Consider the following 20,075-nt stretch of genomic DNA (forward strand, 5'->3'; position numbering starts at 1 on the left):
AATAGAGAGATTACTTAATAGAATCCTTAGGTAATTCGGCAAGCTCCTTACCATAGTTATATTTCATCAAGCTTAAGCTATCTATATACACCTTATAATAAGTCGTATCCATATTATCCATACGGATATATCCAAACACACGCTTTACTTTCTTAGTTGGTATAGTCTTCAAGATCGTCTCGTGATATCCATCTTTCGTGATCTTACTATTCACCGTCAAGGTCGTATCACCTTGGTCCGCGCTTAAACGTACCTCCGGCTTATAAGCCATTTTGTTATTCAATCCCCAGACACGCATGCCCAGCACGAAACTACTGCCCGAGGAATAATTCGTTTCCGGACGTATATCGAAAGTCACCCCATTAAATACAGAGGTAGGAGACAAGACCAGATAAGAACGGCGAGGCCAAATATCCACAGAATCCCGGTTCGATACCGGCGCAGCGTCCGCCTGCACATCCCCTAAGTTATTGATCCGTTTATTAAGATCGGCCAAGACCCGGTTGTAGACCTCCATATAAATATCCAAGTTACGGCCGTACCACACCAACGAGCTATCATACACCGCTTGTGTAATATCATGCTTACGGAATACAGACTCATACAAGGCAAGCTTCATGGTATCGGATTTATAAGTATTATAATCCACATTTACCATGGCCTCAGCCAGCAACATATCCGTCAAGACACCCTGCATCTTTTTCTCCGACAGAATACCATCCGGAACCTTACTACATGCCGCCAGCAACGTCGTGGCTAATAAAGCCATACCATATATCCGTAATTTTCTCCGCATTTATTTCTCTTCTTTCGAAAGGCTAGCCGACAAAGTATGCCGATAAAATATTAACAAAAGGAAAACTCCCACGCAAATCGCCGAGTCCGCCAAATTAAAGATCGGACGGAAGAAAACGAACTCCTGTCCACCCCAGATCGGAACCCAATCAGGGAATACGGTCTCTATCAATGGGAAATAGAACATATCCACCACCTTACCATGCAGCCAAGAGGCATAACCACCTCCCTCCGGCATAAAAGTAGCAAGTTGCCCGAAACTATGGTCGAAGATCACGCCATAGAATATCGAGTCGATTATATTTCCCACCGCCCCTGCGAAAACCAAAGATATACAGGCAATAAAACCGAATTTATAATTTTCTTTAACCAGCTTATACAAATAATATCCGATAAACAATACAGCCACGATACGGAATACGGAAAGGAATAATTTCCCAATCACCTCTATACCGAATGCCATACCCGGATTCTCGGTAAAATAGAGATAAAACCACGGAGTTATCTCTATACTCTCATGCAACTGCATGTGGGTCTTAATCCATATTTTCAGCGCTTGGTCAAGAAGAAGGAGCAGTATTATGATTAACACTGCTCCCCAACCTTTAGAATATCTCATTTACTTTGCACCTCCTTGTTTTGCTTCGATACTTAAAGTCGCATGAGGCACGGCACGTAGCCTTTCTTTCGGGATCAATTTACCAGTCTCCCGGCAAATACCGTAGGTCTTATTCTCGATACGGATCAAAGCGGCCTGCAAATTCTGGATGAATTTCATCTGGCGTTGCGCCAAACGGCCCGCCTCTTCCTTCGATAACGTAGAAGCGCCTTCCTCCAGCACCTTGAATGTAGGAGACGTATCAGCCACGTCGTTACCGTCGGAATTCGTAACCCCTGATCGCAAAAGCTCGTAATCCCTCTTCGCAATTTCCAGTTTCTCTAATATAATAGCGCGGAACTCCTCGAGCTCAGCGTCTGAATATCTTGTCTTCTCTGCCATGGTTCTAAAAAAAATTAGGTTCAACAATCGTTCAAATATCAATCAAAAAGAAGAATTAAGAATGAATATAAAATCATATTATTTCTTCTTTGCATGCAAAGATAATATAATTATCGATTTTCCTATATTTCATTCCTAATTCTTCCGCAAGAAATGCTATTCTATTTTTAAGCTTTCTCGATCTTTACGGACAATTTAAAGTCCTCGAAATCGAGTTCCGTAGCGTCGCTGATCGCATTATCCATGATTTCGATAGATTCCGCCAATACTTGGTTAGCGATATAATCCTTATAATCATGGATCGCCTCATCCATCTCCTCGCAAGAAAGAATGGATACATGGATCTTATCCGTTATATCGAAACCGCTGCTCTTACGCAAGTTTTGGATACGATTCACCAACTCACGGGCCAGCCCCTCCTTACGCAAATCCTCGGTTACGGTAATATCCAAAGCGACTGTCAAGCGACCTTCATTAGCGACCAACCAACCCGGGATATCCTCAGAGATGATCTCTACATCCGTACGCTCCAAAACGGCCTCCTGTCCATCTACCATCAAGGTAAACGTTCCGGCTTTCTCGAAAGCGTTGATATCTTCTTGGCTCATCGATTGAATCGTGACGGCCAACGCCTTCATGATCTTTCCGTAGCGCGGACCCAACTTCTTAAAGTCCGGTTTGATCTTCTTCACCAAGATACCTGCCGTATTATCCACGAACTTCAGCTCCTTCACGTTCACCTCGTTCAAGATCAGGTTTTTCACGGCCTCGATACTCTCTTGTTGATGAGCATCTACAACCGGAATCATTACCGTATGCAACGGCTGGCGAACCTTGATATTCACCTTGCGGCGAAGAGCCAATACCATAGAAGAAACATCTTGAGCCATTTGCATACGCTCTTCCAGATTCTTGTCGATCTTAGACTCATCGTAAACCGGGAAATCGGACAAGTGTACAGACTCTACGTTCTCACGTCCCGTAACAGCGACCAAGTCTAAGAATAACTGATCGGCATAGAACGGAGCGATCGGAGCCATCAACTTAGCCACTGTCTCCAAGCAAGTATATAAAGTCTGGTAAGCGGACAACTTATCCTCCGTCATACCACCACCCCAGAAACGGCGGCGGTTCAAACGCACATACCAGTTACTCAAGTTATCATTTACGAAATCAGAGATAGCACGTCCGGCACGAGTCGGCTCGTAAGCCTCCAAGTAGCCATCCACATCCTTCACCAAGCTGTTCAACAGAGAAAGGATCCAACGGTCAATCTCCGGACGCTTGCTCCATTCCACATCCGGATCGGAGTAGTCGAAGCCATCCACGTTCGCGTACAAAGCGAAGAATGAATACGTATTATATAATGTACCAAAGAACTTACGGCGAACTTCCTCGATACCATCGATATCAAACTTAATATTATCCCATGGTGAAGCGTTCGTGATCATGTACCAACGCAACGGGTCCGAACCATACTTCTCGATCGTAGAGAATGGATCAACAGCGTTGCCCAAGCGTTTAGACATCTTGTTTCCGTTCTTATCCAATACCAGACCGTTAGACACGACAGCCTTGTAAGCCACGCTATCAAAGATCATGGCGCCCAGAGCATGCAGGGTAAAGAACCAACCGCGTGTCTGGTCAACACCCTCAGCGATAAAGTCAGCCGGATAGATCTGACGATTATCGAACTCTTTCAAGTTCTCGAACGGATAGTGGATCTGGGCATAAGGCATAGCACCGGAATCAAACCATACGTCGATCAAGTCTGTCTCACGCTTCATCGGCTTGCCAGAAGCGGAAACCAAGATAATATCATCCACATACGGACGGTGCAAATCGATCTTCTCGTAATTCTCCTTCGTATAATCTCCCGGAGCGAAGTCCTTGTAAGGGTTAGACTCCATAAAGCCGGCCTTCACCGATTTCTCGATCTCACCAAACAACTCTACCACGGAACCGATACACTTCTCCTCGCTACCATCTTCCGTACGCCAGATCGGTAACGGAGTACCCCAATAACGGCTGCGGCTCAAGTTCCAGTCTTGCAAGTTCTCCAGCCATTTGCCGAAACGTCCCGTACCCGTGCTCTGCGGTTTCCAGTTGATCGTATTGTTCAACTCGATCATGCGCTCACGGCAAGCGGTCGTGCGGATAAACCAGCTATCCAACGGATAATACAATACCGGTTTATCGGTACGCCAGCAATGCGGGTAATTGTGGACATGCTTCTCGATCTTGAACACCCGGTTCTGGGCCTTCAGCATCATGCAGATCTCTATATCTAACGTCTCATCTTTATCCGTCTTCGTATCATCGTAAGCGTTCTTCACGAATTTTCCTTGCCATGGATCATAATCAGAGGCGTTCATACAATTTTGTACAAACTCCGGAGCCAAGTCTTCCAGCTTATAGAACTTACCGGTCATATCCACCATAGGGCGCATATTTCCATCCTTATCCTGCATCATCAAAGGAGGAACCCCGAATGTTTTCGCCACACGGTTATCGTCCGCACCAAACGTCGGCGCGATATGTACGATACCCGTACCATCCTCTGTCGTAACGAAATCACCCGTGATCACACGGAATGCACCTTCACCCGGATTCACCCATGGGATCAATTGCTCATATTTCATACCGGCCAACTCGGAACCCTTCCACTCACCTACTACGCTGAAAGGAACCAGCTTGTCACCCGGTTTGTAATCAGACAAAGAAAGCTCCGCAGCTTTCGGATTGAAATAAGCAGACAATAAATCTTTCGCTATAACAGCAGTCATCGGGATACCCGTGTAAGGATTATAAGTCTGTACAGCCAGATAAGTAATATTCGGGCCTACACAAAGCGCCGTATTGGAAGGCAACGTCCAAGGAGTCGTTGTCCATGCCAAGAAATAAGGATCGCCGAATTGTGCCATCTCCGGTTTCGGGTCCAATATATGGAACTGTGCCGTACAAGTCGTATCCTTCACGTCACGGTAACAACCCGGTTGGTTCAACTCGTGCGTGCTCAAGCCCGTACCCGCGGCGGGAGAATACGGTTGGATCGTATAGCCTTTATATAAAAGACCTTTCTTATAAAGTTCTTTCAATAGATACCACAAGGTCTCGATATAGCGGTTATCATATGTGATATACGGATTCTCCATATCCACCCAATAACCCATCTTCTGCGTCAAATCCTCCCACTCTTTCGTGAACTTCATCACGTCCTTACGGCAAGCGGCGTTATACTCAGCGACAGAAATCTTCTTACCGATATCTTCCTTCGTGATGCCCAAAGCCTTCTCCACGCCCAACTCGACAGGCAGACCGTGTGTATCCCAACCCGCCTTACGATTCACCAAGAATCCCTTCATGGTTTTATAGCGGCAGAAAATATCCTTAATCGAACGGGCGATAACATGGTGAATACCCGGCATACCGTTTGCGGATGGAGGACCCTCGTAGAATACGAATGTAGGATGTCCCTCTCTTGTTTCAAGACTCTTATGGAAGATGTCTCCATCCTTCCATTTCTTCAGCACCTCTTTATTTACGTTCGACAAGTCAAACTTAGAATATTCGGTAAATTTCTTACTCATATCGCGATGTATTTATCTTGCTTCTAAAAAATTGCCGCAAAGTTAGTGATTTCTTTCGAATTAGACAATAGCGATCAATAAGGCGATCACCTCCGAATAATTAGCGGTTCCAGTAGGTATCTTATTGCCTTTCAGGAAAAGATTATAGACCACGTCTTGTGCCTCGCCGATCAACGGGCTGTATAAGGATTGCCAATAGGCGACTTTCTCGTTATACAAGTCCTTGATCTCGGGGCGTAATCTTTTCTTCCATGCCTCAAAAGCGTCCTTATCCAAAGCCACATATGCGTTACTCAGCGCATAAGGCAGCAAAGAGAAGTAACCAGAGAACCGGATTTCCGGCACGGAAGAACCCGTGCATATTAAATAACTGTATAGATTAGCCTCGGCCTCGTTGGATATACTAAGCACATGAGCCATCTCATGGGCGTAGGTGGCGGGATATTGCACGGGCAAGAGCTGGCCGTTCAAATTGAACTCCGTAAAAAACGGCCCCATATATCCCATCACCCCTACTCCACTCATCAACCGGGAGAACAGCATCGTTTTAGGATGAAGATAGGTTCCGGGAGTGGTAAGCCCGAAACGAGTAGGCAATTCCCGATATCCTTCCTGCACCGCCTCTTTCACGACCTCCCGATCGATCGTCTCTATCGGAACCCATGAGGCGTTCAGGGAATCCGTGTAGGCATCCAAGAAGGATTGGAAATGTTCCGAGGAAAAAGGCACATAAGTGGTTCGCGTACGAGTGAAAAAATCTTCCCGGAAATAATTCAATCCCCAAGCGATATAGAACCAGACATACACCCATGCCAGATATTCCACGACATGCCTTATTGTCCTCCCGATCCTCCGCCTCCTTATAATCGCATACGACAGATACCCTAATAACCCGGCGATGCTACCATAAATAAAACAATCCCCTACGGAAAAAGGGAACAAGCAGGAGAAACGAGATAGCATACCCGATACCCATGGATAAATCGAACGGGAATACCATTCGCCTAATCTGGGATTTCCCATCACGATCCATATTGCGACAAGAAAAATCGCCAATATAATCCAACGAACACGTATCTTTTTTAGATATTCAAGTTTAATCATAGGAGGCAAATATATCATATCCTTTTCAGTCCACACAGTTTTATTATTAAAAAAGAACTAACGCTCCACAACTACAGAACATACAGACAACACAAAGCATATAAACTAACACTTGCATCCTGTTATTTCCATTTATCTTTAAGGAAAGATGCAAAAAACGTCTTCGTCCATATAATATAGCTTGGTCAAATACTAAACCGGAACATTGCAATACATCCAACAATTTTTCCGGCCCATCGGCAACATAGCAATCTGCCGCTTCTCCTTTCAAGTGTTGGCTGGTAACGACCCCGCCAGCAAGACGATTTACCTTCTCATTCCGATATCCACTCAATATAGCAATCGGTGCCCCATACAATAGACGTAATGGTTCCAATAAACCAACTGCCAAATTTTGAAGCGCTAGACATGCACAAGGAGGAGGCTGATTATTTATCGCATTGTCCACGGCAATACCACTATAAGTAAACTCATCCAAACAAAAATGCTCTGTTAACCTTTTATCATGTCTTTCCATAATTTTCAATTTTCAATTATTAATTTTCAATTTATAAGAGTAGTCCACTCCAAAAAGGGCCCCGGCAAACGTACTGATCTCACCGAAAGCCACCAGTACACTGTTATCGATCAATCCTTGCGGATCAATCCAGAATCCGCTGAAGAGAAGTGTGATCCCGCTCATTGAGAGCAGGATCGCAACAATTAATTGAATCGTCAAACGCCTCATAGCTCTTAGATTTCATCCGGACTTTCACTATCACTCCCGTTTCCACCCGTATCTTCTTCATTTGGAAGCACAGTCTTCTCAAAACTTGTCCGGCTCTTGGCTACGCGTAGCGCCTTGCCCGGGTAGAACCGTACTTTCGGCTCCCGAATCAAGTTCGTTGAAAACGTCTTCTCATCCGGTACCCCCGACGATCCGAAACAAAAGCGGAAAAGTCCCAGCTCACCTACACTGACACGCCTGCCATGCTGTAAATGACGGACCAACACCACATTCATACGATCCAGAACCGCCTTCACGCTAGCGCTACCTACACCAGAGCTATCTGCCACCTCCTCCGCAAATTCATCAAAAGTAACCAGATCTCCATACACCATTTGAGCGTATACCTTTTCAGGAATAGATTCGTGATCCTCACCTAGATTCTTTCTCATTACTAATTTAAATTTCAATGCCATAACTATACGTTTTTAATGAATAAATGAATGTAACCATGCTTCGAACACATGACAAAGGTATAATAGCCACAAAGCCTGACTTCGATGACGCAAAACAGTTAACGACCTAGCAGCCAACACACACATTCCCAAATCAACGAAAAACACACCAAATTTCATCGACTTCAATCCACGTACATTTAACATTTATCAATAAAGAATCACATCTCATCCGTTATTTCCCTCTTCCCCGCCAGTTCCAAAATATCACTTGGTAATATATTCAATGCGCTCAAACGGCTAGCCAAGGATTTCGGCAAGACCTCCGAATTAGGATCCGATAAACTCCGGACGGAAAACGCCATACATAAACAAGCCGCCAAATGAGAATAAGGCAAACGCCCATCCCGATCCGTAAACTCCACCAGCTTCGCCATCCGCAAAAACAAGTCCGGTCGATGCAACTCATAACGGGCATTCTTCCACGGCGTATGCCTTGTCAAATACCACACCATCAAGTTCTCCCCTCGCTCCCCATCCAAATAACCATCCACCAATCTCCGATATCCCATCGGCAACTCTTCATAATGCCCAAAAGCCAGCTTACAAAACCCCAGCAAATGCCTTTCTCTATCTTCCGCCGACAATCCGGCCAGACGCACACTAAACAACTCAACGGTAGGCCAACCCCGAAATTCGCCTAATAGTCCCTTCAAATCTTTCATAAGATTTTTCATTTCCACGATCACAGGGGGAATATTTATCCCTGCGCCGCAGAAGGCCGAATCCCACATTTATATATGGATCATCAAGGCATACATAAAAACAGAACCGGCCTCCTTACCTCCCCGAAGGGAGAAAGAAGACCGGTACAAAATCTTTATTCTATATCGATTCTACAGTCTATTCTATCATCTACACATTCATCATCGCACCTTTGTGGTTCTCATTTCTTGCAAACACTTCCATGGAAGTTCCTCTTTCTTTTTTGGCGTTATACCGATAAGCATATCGGCGATATGTACTCCCATGATTGACACCATGGGAGTTGAAGACATAGAAGAGGAGATATCTTAAAAATCGACTCCACATAAACAAAAGTAAACCGCCAATAGTGCTTTCCTAATTAATTTATGGCAATCACGCAACACCTTTGTTGGTACTCTAATTAGAGCATGCACCAATGTATAGGCTCTTTTGTAGCACCTACCTAATTTTATGTTAAAAACATTGAATTTAACCATTAGTACATACCAACTCTATATTCTGGGGTATGAGATTAACAAAGTCCTTACAATCATTAAAAATATTTTTAAAATATTCACCAAGGAAATCCCAAGCTCACTTCCCCCGCTGCCTCACAGTACTGATTACACCATGATATGCAGCTGCCATTTCTACACCTTCGTCACGACCAAAGTGTAACATACTGTTACATTGCATAGTAAGTGATCATCAGACTCTTTCTTCAAGAATAAGATTCTCTTCATTATAATCACGTTCCTTTCTAAAGAAGAAATCCAAACTGTCCGTAAAGACCAAGGCTCTCTTTTCACCTCCTTGATCATACGCTTTAACATATTAGCCCGGACATGTGACAGGCACAGTTGATGTTCAGCCTCCTTAAATGTACGGATTTCAACCCATCTCCTATGAAAACATCTTAACCATTTTTCAAACAGGTTATACGGTACCTTATTTCTAAAACAGAAGGATCGGATGGAATCCTTGTTCGTGACCGCTTCGGATTTGTAGCGGAGGAAAAAAATTTCAGAATTGTTATTGCTCTACATATTAATTGGGTTTTAATTACAGCAACAAAGATCTATATTTCTGTTGAATGATGCTATACGTCATTTTTGGACGCTAACCTTAATTTAGATTAATCCCTTCTATATACATCTCGTGTATATACCTTATTTTTCACATCATCCAATTCCACATCATATCGATTGGCTATAATAGCCGCACTACGTTTTTTAAAGAGATCCAAATCATTAACAACTTCTGACCCAAAAAATGTAGTATTATCCGACAAGGCTGGTTCATAAACAATCACAGTAGCTCCTTTTGCTTTCACTCGTTTCATTATTCCTTGAATAGAAGATTGTCTAAAATTATCAGAATTAGACTTCATCGTCAATCGATAAACACCGATCGTAACAGGATGTTCCCGTACACTACTCCATTCATTCTCTTCCCCGTAAGCATAATAACCCGCCATACGAAGTACTTGATCTGCTATAAAGTCTTTCCTAGTCCGGTTACTCTCCACAATCGCTTCTATCAAATTTTCGGGTACATCCGCATAATTAGCGAGTAATTGTTTTGTATCTTTCGGCAGACAATACCCCCCATAGCCAAAAGAAGGATTATTATAGTGATTACCGATACGAGGATCCAAACACACACCATTTATGATCGATTGAGTATCCAACCCCTTCATTTCCGCATACGTATCCAACTCATTAAAATAAGAAACACGTAGTGCAAGATATGTATTTGCGAATAGTTTTACGGCCTCAGCTTCTGTCAACCCCATAAATAAGGTATCTATATTTTCTTTTATAGCACCTTCTTGCAACAGTTCAGCAAAAATATGAGCGGCATCTACCAATTCCGGATCAGACAAATCCGTACCCACGATGATCCGGCTAGGATACAAATTATCATACAAAGCCTTAGACTCTCTCAAGAACTCCGGACTAAAAAGAATACGCTTTGTATGAAACCGCTCACGTACGGAAATCGTATAACCAACAGGTATCGTACTTTTAATGACCATAAAAGCATTTGGATTAAAACGAAGCACCTGCTCTATCACAGCCTCAACAGCGGACGTATCAAAGAAATTTCGCTGGCTATCATAATTTGTCGGAGCCGCTATCACCACAAAATCAGCGTCCTTATAAGCCATCTCCGCATCTAGCGTAGCTTTCAAATTCAATTTATGACTAGCCAAATACTCTTCTATGTAATCATCTTGAATCGGTGATTTTTTATTATTGATCAAATCTACCTTCTCAGGAACTATGTCTATGGCTACCACCTCATGATGCTGTGATAACAAAGTGGCAATTGATAAACCAACGTAACCGGTACCGGCTACGGCTATTTTGTATTGTTTGTTGACTATATAGCTCATTTTATAATTATTTTTCAACGATTTCCATACATTTCTACATAGTAATCTTGGTATTCACCATTAATAATATTTTCACACCATTCATGCTTCTCCAAGTACCATCTCACAGTCCTCTCGATACCCTCCTCGAATTGCAAGCTAGGCTCCCAGCCGAGTTCCTTTTGCAACTTTGTTGAGTCGATGGCATAGCGTACGTCATGGCCTAAACGGTCAGTCACGTAGGTGATAAGATCCATATCCTCACCCTCTTTACGTCCTAACAGACTATCCACCGTATTGATCACCACCTTGATGATATCGATATTCTTCCACTCGTTGAAGCCACCGATATTGTAGGTCTCGGCGATCTTTCCGTTGTGGAAAATCAAGTCTATCGCACGGGCATGATCCTCCACGAACAGCCAGTCGCGCACGTTCTCGCCCTTGCCATAGACCGGTAGCGGCTTGCGGTGACGGATGTTGTTGATGAATAGGGGTATCAGTTTCTCCGGGAATTGATAGGGGCCATAGTTGTTTGAGCAATTTGTCACGATGGTCGGCATGCCGTAAGTATCGTGATAGGCACGTACAAAATGGTCTGAACTTGCCTTACTCGCTGAATAGGGCGAATGAGGATTGTATTTCGTTGTCTCATAGAAGAAATCATCTCCGTATGCCAAGTGATGCTCACCGGAGGAAGCCGCTGTCATGAACGGGGGCTCGATTCCTTCCGGATGGTTCATCGTCAACGCTCCATACACCTCATCGGTAGAGATATGATAGAAGCGTTTACCCTCATACTTCTCCGGCAGGCTTTCCCAATACAACTTAGCGGCTTGGAGCAAAGCCAAAGTACCCATCACATTGGTCCGGGCGAATGTAAACGGATCCTTGATACTTCGGTCTACATGGCTCTCGGCCGCCAAATGGATGATACCATCGATCTGCTCATCCCGCATCAATTGATAGAACGCCTCAAAGTCGCAAATGTCCATCCTCACAAACTTATAGTTTGGTTTGTCCTCCACATCCTTTAGGTTTGCCAAGTTGCCGGCGTAGGTCAGCTTGTCCAAATTAATGATGTTATATCCCGGATATTTGTTTACAAACAGACGTACAACGTGAGAGCCGATGAAGCCCGCACCACCGGTGATTACTATATTTCGTTTTGCCATGATTCTTAACAGTTGTTTTTTAAATTAGTGATACATCGTTTTAAGGATTCCGTCCAATAAGGAACTCGAACGCCGAATGTTTCTTTGATTTTTGTTTTGTCCAATACCAAATAGGACGGACGTTTTACGGGGCTGGGGAACTCGTCGCTATGACAAGGCCGGATATCACAAGCGGTCGTGCCATTGTATTCGGCGATCATCTTCGTGAAGTCGAACCAAGAGCAGACCCCCTCGTTGGAGTAATGATAGATGCCGCTCTTGCCATAAATAGCGCAAGCTATGTCCGTCGCATAATCACGCAAGACTGCCGCTATGGCTTTCGCCAAATCGTAAGCGTATGTCGGTGTACCAGCCTGATCGAATACCACCTTCAGTTGGGGCCGAGTAGCCGTAAGGTGCATCATCGTTTTGCAAAAGTTTTTCCCGAACTCACTGTACAACCAAGCGGTACGAATTATCACATGCTTGCAACCTACAGTCATGATCTTCTGCTCACCCCGCAATTTTGTCATACCATACACACCGGTTGGCGTACCCTGTTGATCCTCTTGGCAGGGCACATTGTAAGGCTCTTTGCCAAACACATAATCCGTAGAGATCTGCACCAACAAACCATTGACCGCCTTCATCGCCTTGGCCAAATTTTCCGGGGCCTCGGCATTCAGCCTCTCGGCCAACGCCTCATTACTCTCCGCCGCATCTACGTTGGTATAGGCGGCGCAATTCACGATAACGTCGATGCGCCGCTCCGCAACCAGTACCCTCACCGCTTCCAAATCCGTAATATCCAAAAAGACAGTCTCTACTCCTTCCACTTGATTCACATCCGTGAATACATAGTGGTCATCACTTTCCCGGGTGATGATACGTATCTCGTTTCCCAACTGCCCGTTGGCTCCTGTCACCAATATATTCATCTTATTCAAATTCAAGGTATAAATTTACATGATAATCAAACGGTGAGTCAAAATCCTCCAAGCATGGATGCTTTATATCCTTCTCCGAGAGAAGGGCCTTATCCATTGGTATCCGCCAATCTATGCCCAGACTCTCATCCTTTATACAGATGCCCCCATCCGCTTGCGGAGCATAGAAATTATCGCATTTGTATTGGAAAACAGCTATCTCACTCAATACCGCGAATCCATGAGCGAACCCTCTGGGCACGAAAAACTGGCGATGGTTATCCTCACTCAATTCAACGGCTACATGCTTACCATAAGTTGGACTTCCTTTGCGAATATCCACGGCTACGTCAAGGACACATCCTTTCACGCAACGCACCAATTTGCTCTGCGTAAAAGGGGGCCTCTGAAAATGCAAGCCGCGCATCACTCCGTATGAGGACATACTCTCATTATCCTGTACGAAATTTATCTTACGAACCTTCTCCTCGAACTCTCGCTGCGAGAAACTCTCGAAGAAGTATCCCCGAGCGTCATCAAACACCTTCGGCTCAATGATCACCACGCCCTCTATATCTGTCTTTATTACCTCCATCTTAACCTAAATTCGGATCTCCTGTCTCCTTTAATTCCTCAATTACCTTTAGTAGATATTGCCCATATTGGTTCTTAAGCATGGGTTGCGCCAGCTCTCGCATACGCTCCTCGGTTATCCATCCCTGACGGTATGCAATACCCTCCAAGCAGGCCACTTTCACCCCCTGACGCTTCTCCAATACCTCGATATACGTAGATGCCTCGCTCAGGGAGTCGTGCGTACCGGTATCCAGCCAAGCGAAGCCTCGGCCTAAAGTCTGGACTTTCAGCGCTCCATCCTCCAAGAATCGTTGGTTGACCGTAGTGATCTCATACTCTCCACGTGCGGACGGTTGAATGCTACCCGCTACATCAACAACCTTGTTCGGGTAGAAATACAATCCGACCACGGCGTAGTTGCTCTTGGGACACTCCGGCTTCTCTTCGATACTCAGGCAACTGCCGGCCTGGTCGAACTCGGCCACGCCATAACGCTCCGGATCACTCACCCAATAGCCAAAAACAGTAGCCCTATTCTCTTCCTCCGCAGTACGAACCGCCTCCTTTAGCATCAAGGTAAATCCATTACCATGGAAGATATTATCACCTAGCACCAAGCAAATGCTGTCATCACCGATGAATTCTGCTCCAATGGTAAATGCCTGTGCCAATCCATCCGGAGAGGGCTGTTCTGCATACTCGAAACGCACCCCATAATCAGAGCCATCCCCAAGCAGACGCTTGAATCCCGGCAAATCATAGGGCGTTGATATAATCAAGATATCCCGGATGCCCGCCAGCATTAACACACTGATAGGATAATACACCATCGGCTTATCAAAAATAGGGAGCAACTGCTTGCTCACTCCCTTAGTGATTGGGTAGAATCGGGTACCCGAGCCACCGGCTAAAACAATTCCTTTCATAATTATGAATTTTCAATTATTAGTATTTAACTCAGAATACCTCACAAATAAAGATCCGGTAAAACAGGACAAATACATTTACAAAGAAAAATCATTCCAACACTTTCCCTAAAAGTCCAATTCCTTTATTTTCCATAAATCCCCCAACATCAAATCAGCTTCAATAGGGGAAATATCCTCAAATCCACTACCATTAGTAAATGTCATTTCACCAAAATAAATTTTCCCATCAACATTATATAGATCTACTCGAACATGAGAAAAGCCTCGAGATAATTTTTTTACTATTTCAATCATTATATCGAAATTTTTCGGCTTATCTACTACACCTTTAAAATTACCATATGATCGTTGATTCCACGCTTGAATATTCCATTTCAAATCATAAACATTTCTAGTATGATTTGTAAATCTATCCATATCAACCCAACAATAGTAAGGCACTCCATCAAAACATAAAAACTTATAGTCAACCAAATCAGAGCCTCTAGAATCTATAAATTCTTCTGCGATAATTTTAGGCGAAATATCCTTATAATGCATTTCACAGTACCTACAACTATAATCCGTCTCTAAAGAGAATTTCAATTTCCTTTTCAACTCTATTTTTTTAGCAAGTGTTATCGCTTTTTTATTGCGAATAATCACCGCATCTCCAGAACCATGATTAGTTTTAAGAACAAATTGATTAGGTAATATATCGAGATTTACATCGTCATATTTATCCCATACCGCTAGTAATGGGACCAAATACTCACTTCCAACTTTATCTGCGACCCAATCTCTCACTTTATACTTATCTGAACACAATGTTTTTCGAGGATCTTTATCGAATAATTTCGCCCACTGCATTTTTTCAGTATAAGTTTTTAGGTTTTCCCAATCCAGTTCTTTACCTTGCCTATTTTTATAAAGACACGCATCATAAGCTTTAAGTTCCTCATCAGACATTCTCGAAACAGCCAAAGACATTTTTTTGTTTCTTAAAAAATCTTTATAATATTTAATATAAGCAATCGATTGGTATATCAAAGGCAATTTAGCTTGAATAAAATGTTTCATAATATATATAATAAGCGACTAATATCTTACTACAAATTTTCTCAACAAAACCATCAACCGTGTTCTACTTTTTAACATAAGTAAAAACACACCAACAGCATAAATAAACATACCTACCAGAAGTTGAAGTATTAATGTAACAATATTTATATTCATTACATTTCCTATTTGAAAAACAAAAACAAACATTACTATCCCAATTAGTATAGGCGGAATCGTATTTAACAAATATTTTTTAATGAAAATTTTTTTTCTAACAAAATACGATTGATATATACAAACAATAATTTCAGCAAAAATAGTTCCTATAACAGCTCCTCTTGCAGCCATATATGGTATCAAAATTATATTCACAATCAAATTAACAGCAGCACCTAAAAACAAGGAAACAACAAATATTTTATCCTCTTTATAAGGTATTAAATATTGAGTTCTTATCACATTGGCAAAAGCCATAAACGGGACTGTCACAGCCAATCCCATTATAAGAATTCCACATTCTTCAAATTCATAACCAAAAAAGATGGGGGCTAACACAAATGAAATACCTGCCAATCCAAAAGAGATAGCTATTGCTAATAACATAACAGCTTCCATCGACATGTCAATTAACTTAAAAACCTCTCCTTTATCCTTACTCGTCACCATATTTGCAATTCGAGGCATAAGAACTACACCAAATGCCATTATCAAACTCATTGGCACATTAATTATTTTTTCAGCATTTTCATAAAACCCGACTTGAACATTCGAAGAAATGGATCCTAGCATAATTTTATCCATATACTTATAAAGACTCAATGCCAATATCGGCAAAAACAATACAAATAGGGGTCGAATATGTTGTTTCATATTAGCCCAAGAAGGCCTCCTCCATGAGACATATTGCTTTAAAGCAAACCAAACTACTGACTGCCCGACAAAAACAGAAAGGGCTAATATTAGCGCATAAATCCAAAGATCAGTTTGTGTCTTAACAAAAACTAAAACTAAAAATACAGACAAAATTTTCACAAGAGTATTTCTTCCTACTGTCAGCTTAAACTTCTCTATTCCAAAGAAAAACCAATTAATATCAAAGACTGCAGCAAAAACATAAATGCTCTGAATAAGAAATATGACCAGATTATCCTCTACAAAAAAAAACAAAAGCACTAAATAAACAAATATTACAATTATTGAAAAAATAATGTGAATTGATAGAATTTCAGAAAAGTTCCTATTCAATTCTTCTTTATTATTTCGAACCATAGCAATCGTTCGACTTCCATAATTTTTAATTCCAAGATTTGCAAACAAAACAAAATAGTTAGCAACTGCATATGTATAAGAGAAAAGTCCTATATTCTCAGCACCTAAAACTCTTGATACATAGGGGATCGTAAATAGAGGAATGAAAACTATCAACAATTCATACAAGAACTGATATACTATATTTCTCCTTAAATTTGGCAAATTTTTACAATTTATATTTTTAAACACCTCACAATCTAATTCTTTTATAAACAAAAAAAGCCATTAAAAAGCTTATGCCTTGAACGGGCTGTGTAAAATAGAATCTAACAAATGAGAAAATCAACTTTTGCAACAATAATAAATAAATTAGCGTATATTTATCATCTGTACCATTTTTCGCTTTTTTATAAAAATGCATAACAAAAAAACCAAACAATACCCCCCCAACAAAAACACCAAACATCCCACCATCTAAGTAAAATTGAAAAAAAGTAGTTACAAATGCATTCATTCTAGCACTCCCAAGTAACACCACATTTTCTAAGTTCATAAATGAAAGATCACGTATAGTAGTTAACCATATTGGATATTTCCAACCCGCAAGCGTTAAAATAAACATAAAAGGATAAAAAACACCATAAAACGAAGCCATACCATACCCATAAACATTAAAAAAAGAAGCATTCAATTCATTTATTCTATATTCTAAATGAGCAATTGGAACAACGAAATATTGATACATTTGAAAGAAAAAATCAACATTTTCACCTTTCCTTGATATCGTTGTAAAAATCAATGATATAATACAAGACAAAACAACCAGTACAATTTTTCTCCTATTTTCTTTTTTCAATTTTATCTTTACACCCTTCCACTTATATAAATATATAACATAAATAGCCATCCATAGAATAACAGATCGACCTCCAGAAGTAAGAACCCAAGCAATAATCATCAGAATAGTTGAAACAATAAAAATCTTATTTCTATTACCTTTAAACCATTCTATTGGGAGTATCGCTATAGCTAAATAGACAGTAGGTGTCGCTATAAAATTTTGTATAGCAACCATATAATTTGATTGTCTCAACAAATTTAGATCTGAAGAAGTAAACAACTCTCGAATTGCAGATAGGGTTAGGCCTGATTGCAATAATCCAATAACAATAACCGCTTGATAAGCTAAATATACAAATGTTATAGAGTATAGAACAATTACAATTTTAAAATTCAATACATATGAATATTTTACATCGCTTTCAAATTTTCTAAAAAAAATATTTTTTCTCCCAAACCATTTCTTTAAATCAACAGATACAAACCCAACAAAAAAAGAGAATAATCCTATAAATAACAACAAATACGTATCACTATTTGGTACAGGAACGCCAAACAACCCTAATCTTGAAAAAGCCAGCAACAGCATCCAAATCAAAAAAAATACAGTACTAGGATTATATAATTTACCATAAACAAACTTACTAAAACAAGCAGCAAAAACACACAACAAAAACGGTGCTATCATAAAACAAATATAAATTAAATTTTATTCAAATAACGATCTAATTTATCCACAAATAACACAGGCGAATATCTCCCATCATACCCATAATCCACCTTATCTACACATTTTAAAAAATCACTTAATAAAACAGATCCACAACTTAGCAAATAAATATTTTGTTCTCTATAAAATGGAGAACAAAGTATTTTCTCATTATCTGTTACTAATTTCCTATTATAACAAATTGCCTCTAAAGTACGCAACGTAATTCCTGCATTATTTTTATCCATTATTTCCACAATAAACTCAGAACTTAAAATCTCTTTCAACACTGATTTATATGGCAGCCAAGTATTATAAACAATTCCCTTCCTTCTTTTTTGCTTTTTCCTAGGTACTCCTGATATATAAAAAATTGGATTACATCCACAAAGTTCCAATTTATCATAAATACGGATCAATTTTTCCAGCCGATCTTTTGCAACCCCCACAAAAAAACATTTACGCTTTATCATTTCAACATCACCCACATCTACCATTGAATAAACAGTAGGATAATAAGAAAATCCAAATAACTTTGCCTCCTTTTCATCATATGTGTATATCAAATCAAAATTCTTCAACATAGGCTCAATAATACGTCTCATTCTATAAAATGAATTTATTAAGACAAGAACCATAGTCACATTAGATTTCCTCTTCAACTTCTCAAGAAAATTATTTCTATAATTACACAATGAAGGATCTGTAAACAGAATCACATATTCATTCGATTGATCAAAATCATAATGATCTAAAGAATAATATTTCTCCCAAAATAGTTTTAATGGCAATTCTATTTTCATATTCAATTTAAAGCTAAAATGAATACGAAAAAGCAGATCAATCAACACATTATTAACAAACAATGGTTTATTAATAAAATCCACATTATCGAGTTTTTCTAAATCTCTCCACATCAATCTACCATAATCCCGATTTGGATATACCAACAAATATTTTCGCATTACTCTTATTTATCTAAAAAGATGATTTTTCTGATAATCCAATAACTTGCTTATAGTTGATTTCATTCTCAGTGAGCTCAAGACAAAAAACACCAAGGCTTCCTTTGATTTCTTTATATAAAAACTATTTCTATAATATTCCATAGCCACTTTTTGATTAAAAAGAACCACTTCGTTTCCTAATCTAAACAAATATTTAGCATAAGTAGTCGGATTTTTTTGTATATCCTTTTTATATTTATTATATAATGATTCCCATGCATTTTTATTGGCCAAACTACTTTTTGATATACTATCTTTTTGTACAAAAGAGTCCACTAAACTTTCCCTCAAGTAACCTATGGAATAAATTCGAGCAGCTTGTAACGCAAAATCCCAGTCTTGAAAACGCTTTAATGTAACATCAAAACGTATTTTTTCAAAACATTCTCGCTTACATATAATCGTTTGAGTACCAACTCTATTTAAATAAAGAAGTTGATCAAAATAATCTTTATTATCATCCATATCTACATTTGGATAATAATATTTCCTATTGGGATCCTCCAACATAATCCGAGTCATGCCACAAAAGGAGAAATCCAAATTTCTATCAATCATAAATTGGTATTGCTTCTCCAATTTATCAAGATGCCATTTATCATCACTATCTTGAAAGGAGATAAACTCTCCTCTTGCAGATAATGCTCCTATATTTCTCGCATTACAGGCCCCAGATCTTTGCTCTAATCGCAAATAACGAATTCTATCATCTGCGATCTGAGTAACAACATCTTGGGTTCCATCCGTAGAAGCATCATCAACAATAATCAACTCAATATCTCGATATGTCTGGTTTAATACACTATCCACTGCCATACGTATTGTCTGAGCACGATTATATGTAGGTATAACAACTGATATCATTCCA

At 40.5% G+C, this 20,075-nt stretch carries 19 protein-coding genes; all 19 read right to left on the reverse strand.

From position 1 onward, the window contains the following. Positions 1-10 precede the first annotated feature (10 nt). The 19 genes from ACYIA1_RS08390 to ACYIA1_RS08480 all read right to left on the reverse strand — a co-directional run bounded on the left by ACYIA1_RS08390 (position 11) and on the right by ACYIA1_RS08480 (position 20,071). On the reverse strand, positions 11-796 hold the full coding sequence (locus ACYIA1_RS08390) for a DUF4296 domain-containing protein (RefSeq protein ID WP_008771662.1): 786 nt from the start codon (positions 794-796) through the stop codon (positions 11-13). Next, positions 797-1,414 (reverse strand): lipoprotein signal peptidase, encoded by a 618-nt coding sequence (locus tag ACYIA1_RS08395; protein ID WP_005865261.1) that lies wholly within the window; start codon positions 1,412-1,414, stop codon positions 797-799. Further along, positions 1,415-1,795 carry a TraR/DksA family transcriptional regulator gene (locus ACYIA1_RS08400; RefSeq protein ID WP_005855535.1) on the reverse strand — a complete coding sequence of 127 codons (381 nt, stop codon included), beginning with the start codon at positions 1,793-1,795 and terminating at the stop codon, positions 1,415-1,417. A gap of 167 nt (positions 1,796-1,962) precedes the next feature. Beyond that, on the reverse strand, positions 1,963-5,385 hold the full coding sequence (gene ileS, locus ACYIA1_RS08405; RefSeq protein ID WP_480334996.1) for an isoleucine--tRNA ligase: 3,423 nt from the start codon (positions 5,383-5,385) through the stop codon (positions 1,963-1,965). Positions 5,386-5,445: 60 nt separating this feature from the next. After that, entirely contained in the window at positions 5,446-6,489 is a 1,044-nt protein-coding gene (locus ACYIA1_RS08410) for a DUF3810 domain-containing protein (RefSeq protein ID WP_250788684.1), read from the reverse strand. A 46-nt stretch (positions 6,490-6,535) separates the two neighbouring features. Beyond that, positions 6,536-7,006, reverse strand: coding sequence for a D-Ala-D-Ala carboxypeptidase family metallohydrolase (locus tag ACYIA1_RS08415; RefSeq protein WP_005865254.1), 471 nt, complete (start codon positions 7,004-7,006; stop codon positions 6,536-6,538). A 12-nt stretch (positions 7,007-7,018) separates the two neighbouring features. Continuing rightward, positions 7,019-7,216 (reverse strand): hypothetical protein, encoded by a 198-nt coding sequence (locus tag ACYIA1_RS08420; RefSeq protein WP_005865252.1) that lies wholly within the window; start codon positions 7,214-7,216, stop codon positions 7,019-7,021. Positions 7,217-7,221: 5 nt separating this feature from the next. After that, entirely contained in the window at positions 7,222-7,671 is a 450-nt protein-coding gene (locus tag ACYIA1_RS08425) for an HU family DNA-binding protein (protein WP_005865250.1), read from the reverse strand. 200 nt (positions 7,672-7,871) lie between these two features. Beyond that, positions 7,872-8,375, reverse strand: a complete 504-nt coding sequence (locus tag ACYIA1_RS08430; protein ID WP_008778517.1) for a hypothetical protein — start codon at positions 8,373-8,375, stop codon at positions 7,872-7,874. 1,157 nt (positions 8,376-9,532) lie between these two features. Next, positions 9,533-10,795 carry a nucleotide sugar dehydrogenase gene (locus ACYIA1_RS08435; protein ID WP_005865246.1) on the reverse strand — a complete coding sequence of 421 codons (1,263 nt, stop codon included), beginning with the start codon at positions 10,793-10,795 and terminating at the stop codon, positions 9,533-9,535. A gap of 14 nt (positions 10,796-10,809) precedes the next feature. Then, on the reverse strand, positions 10,810-11,949 hold the full coding sequence (locus ACYIA1_RS08440) for a dTDP-glucose 4,6-dehydratase (RefSeq protein WP_005865244.1): 1,140 nt from the start codon (positions 11,947-11,949) through the stop codon (positions 10,810-10,812). 5 nt (positions 11,950-11,954) lie between these two features. Further along, a complete protein-coding gene (gene rfbD / locus ACYIA1_RS08445) occupies positions 11,955-12,866 on the reverse strand; it encodes a dTDP-4-dehydrorhamnose reductase (RefSeq protein WP_005865242.1) in 912 nt (303 codons plus the stop codon). A gap of 1 nt (position 12,867) precedes the next feature. Next, a complete protein-coding gene (gene rfbC / locus ACYIA1_RS08450; RefSeq protein ID WP_005865240.1) occupies positions 12,868-13,449 on the reverse strand; it encodes a dTDP-4-dehydrorhamnose 3,5-epimerase in 582 nt (193 codons plus the stop codon). 1 nt (position 13,450) lies between these two features. After that, on the reverse strand, positions 13,451-14,356 hold the full coding sequence (gene rfbA / locus ACYIA1_RS08455; RefSeq protein ID WP_005865238.1) for a glucose-1-phosphate thymidylyltransferase RfbA: 906 nt from the start codon (positions 14,354-14,356) through the stop codon (positions 13,451-13,453). 108 nt (positions 14,357-14,464) lie between these two features. Then, positions 14,465-15,418, reverse strand: coding sequence for an ATP-grasp fold amidoligase family protein (locus ACYIA1_RS08460; RefSeq protein ID WP_221735060.1), 954 nt, complete (start codon positions 15,416-15,418; stop codon positions 14,465-14,467). Between the two features lie 18 nt (positions 15,419-15,436). Then, positions 15,437-16,927, reverse strand: a complete 1,491-nt coding sequence (locus ACYIA1_RS08465; RefSeq protein ID WP_347511293.1) for a flippase — start codon at positions 16,925-16,927, stop codon at positions 15,437-15,439. After that, positions 16,902-18,179, reverse strand: coding sequence for an O-antigen polymerase (locus ACYIA1_RS08470; protein WP_005865232.1), 1,278 nt, complete (start codon positions 18,177-18,179; stop codon positions 16,902-16,904). Before ACYIA1_RS08470 ends, ACYIA1_RS08465 begins: the two co-directional genes overlap by 26 nt. 14 nt (positions 18,180-18,193) lie before the next feature. Next, a complete protein-coding gene (locus tag ACYIA1_RS08475) occupies positions 18,194-19,165 on the reverse strand; it encodes a WaaS/CpsH family glycosyltransferase (protein WP_057327103.1) in 972 nt (323 codons plus the stop codon). Between the two features lie 9 nt (positions 19,166-19,174). Beyond that, positions 19,175-20,071: a glycosyltransferase family 2 protein gene (locus ACYIA1_RS08480; RefSeq protein ID WP_005865228.1), complete on the reverse strand. Its 897-nt coding sequence runs from the start codon at positions 20,069-20,071 to the stop codon at positions 19,175-19,177. Positions 20,072-20,075: the final 4 nt, after the last annotated feature.

Source organism: Parabacteroides sp. KHUB-02 (assembly GCF_056640955.1).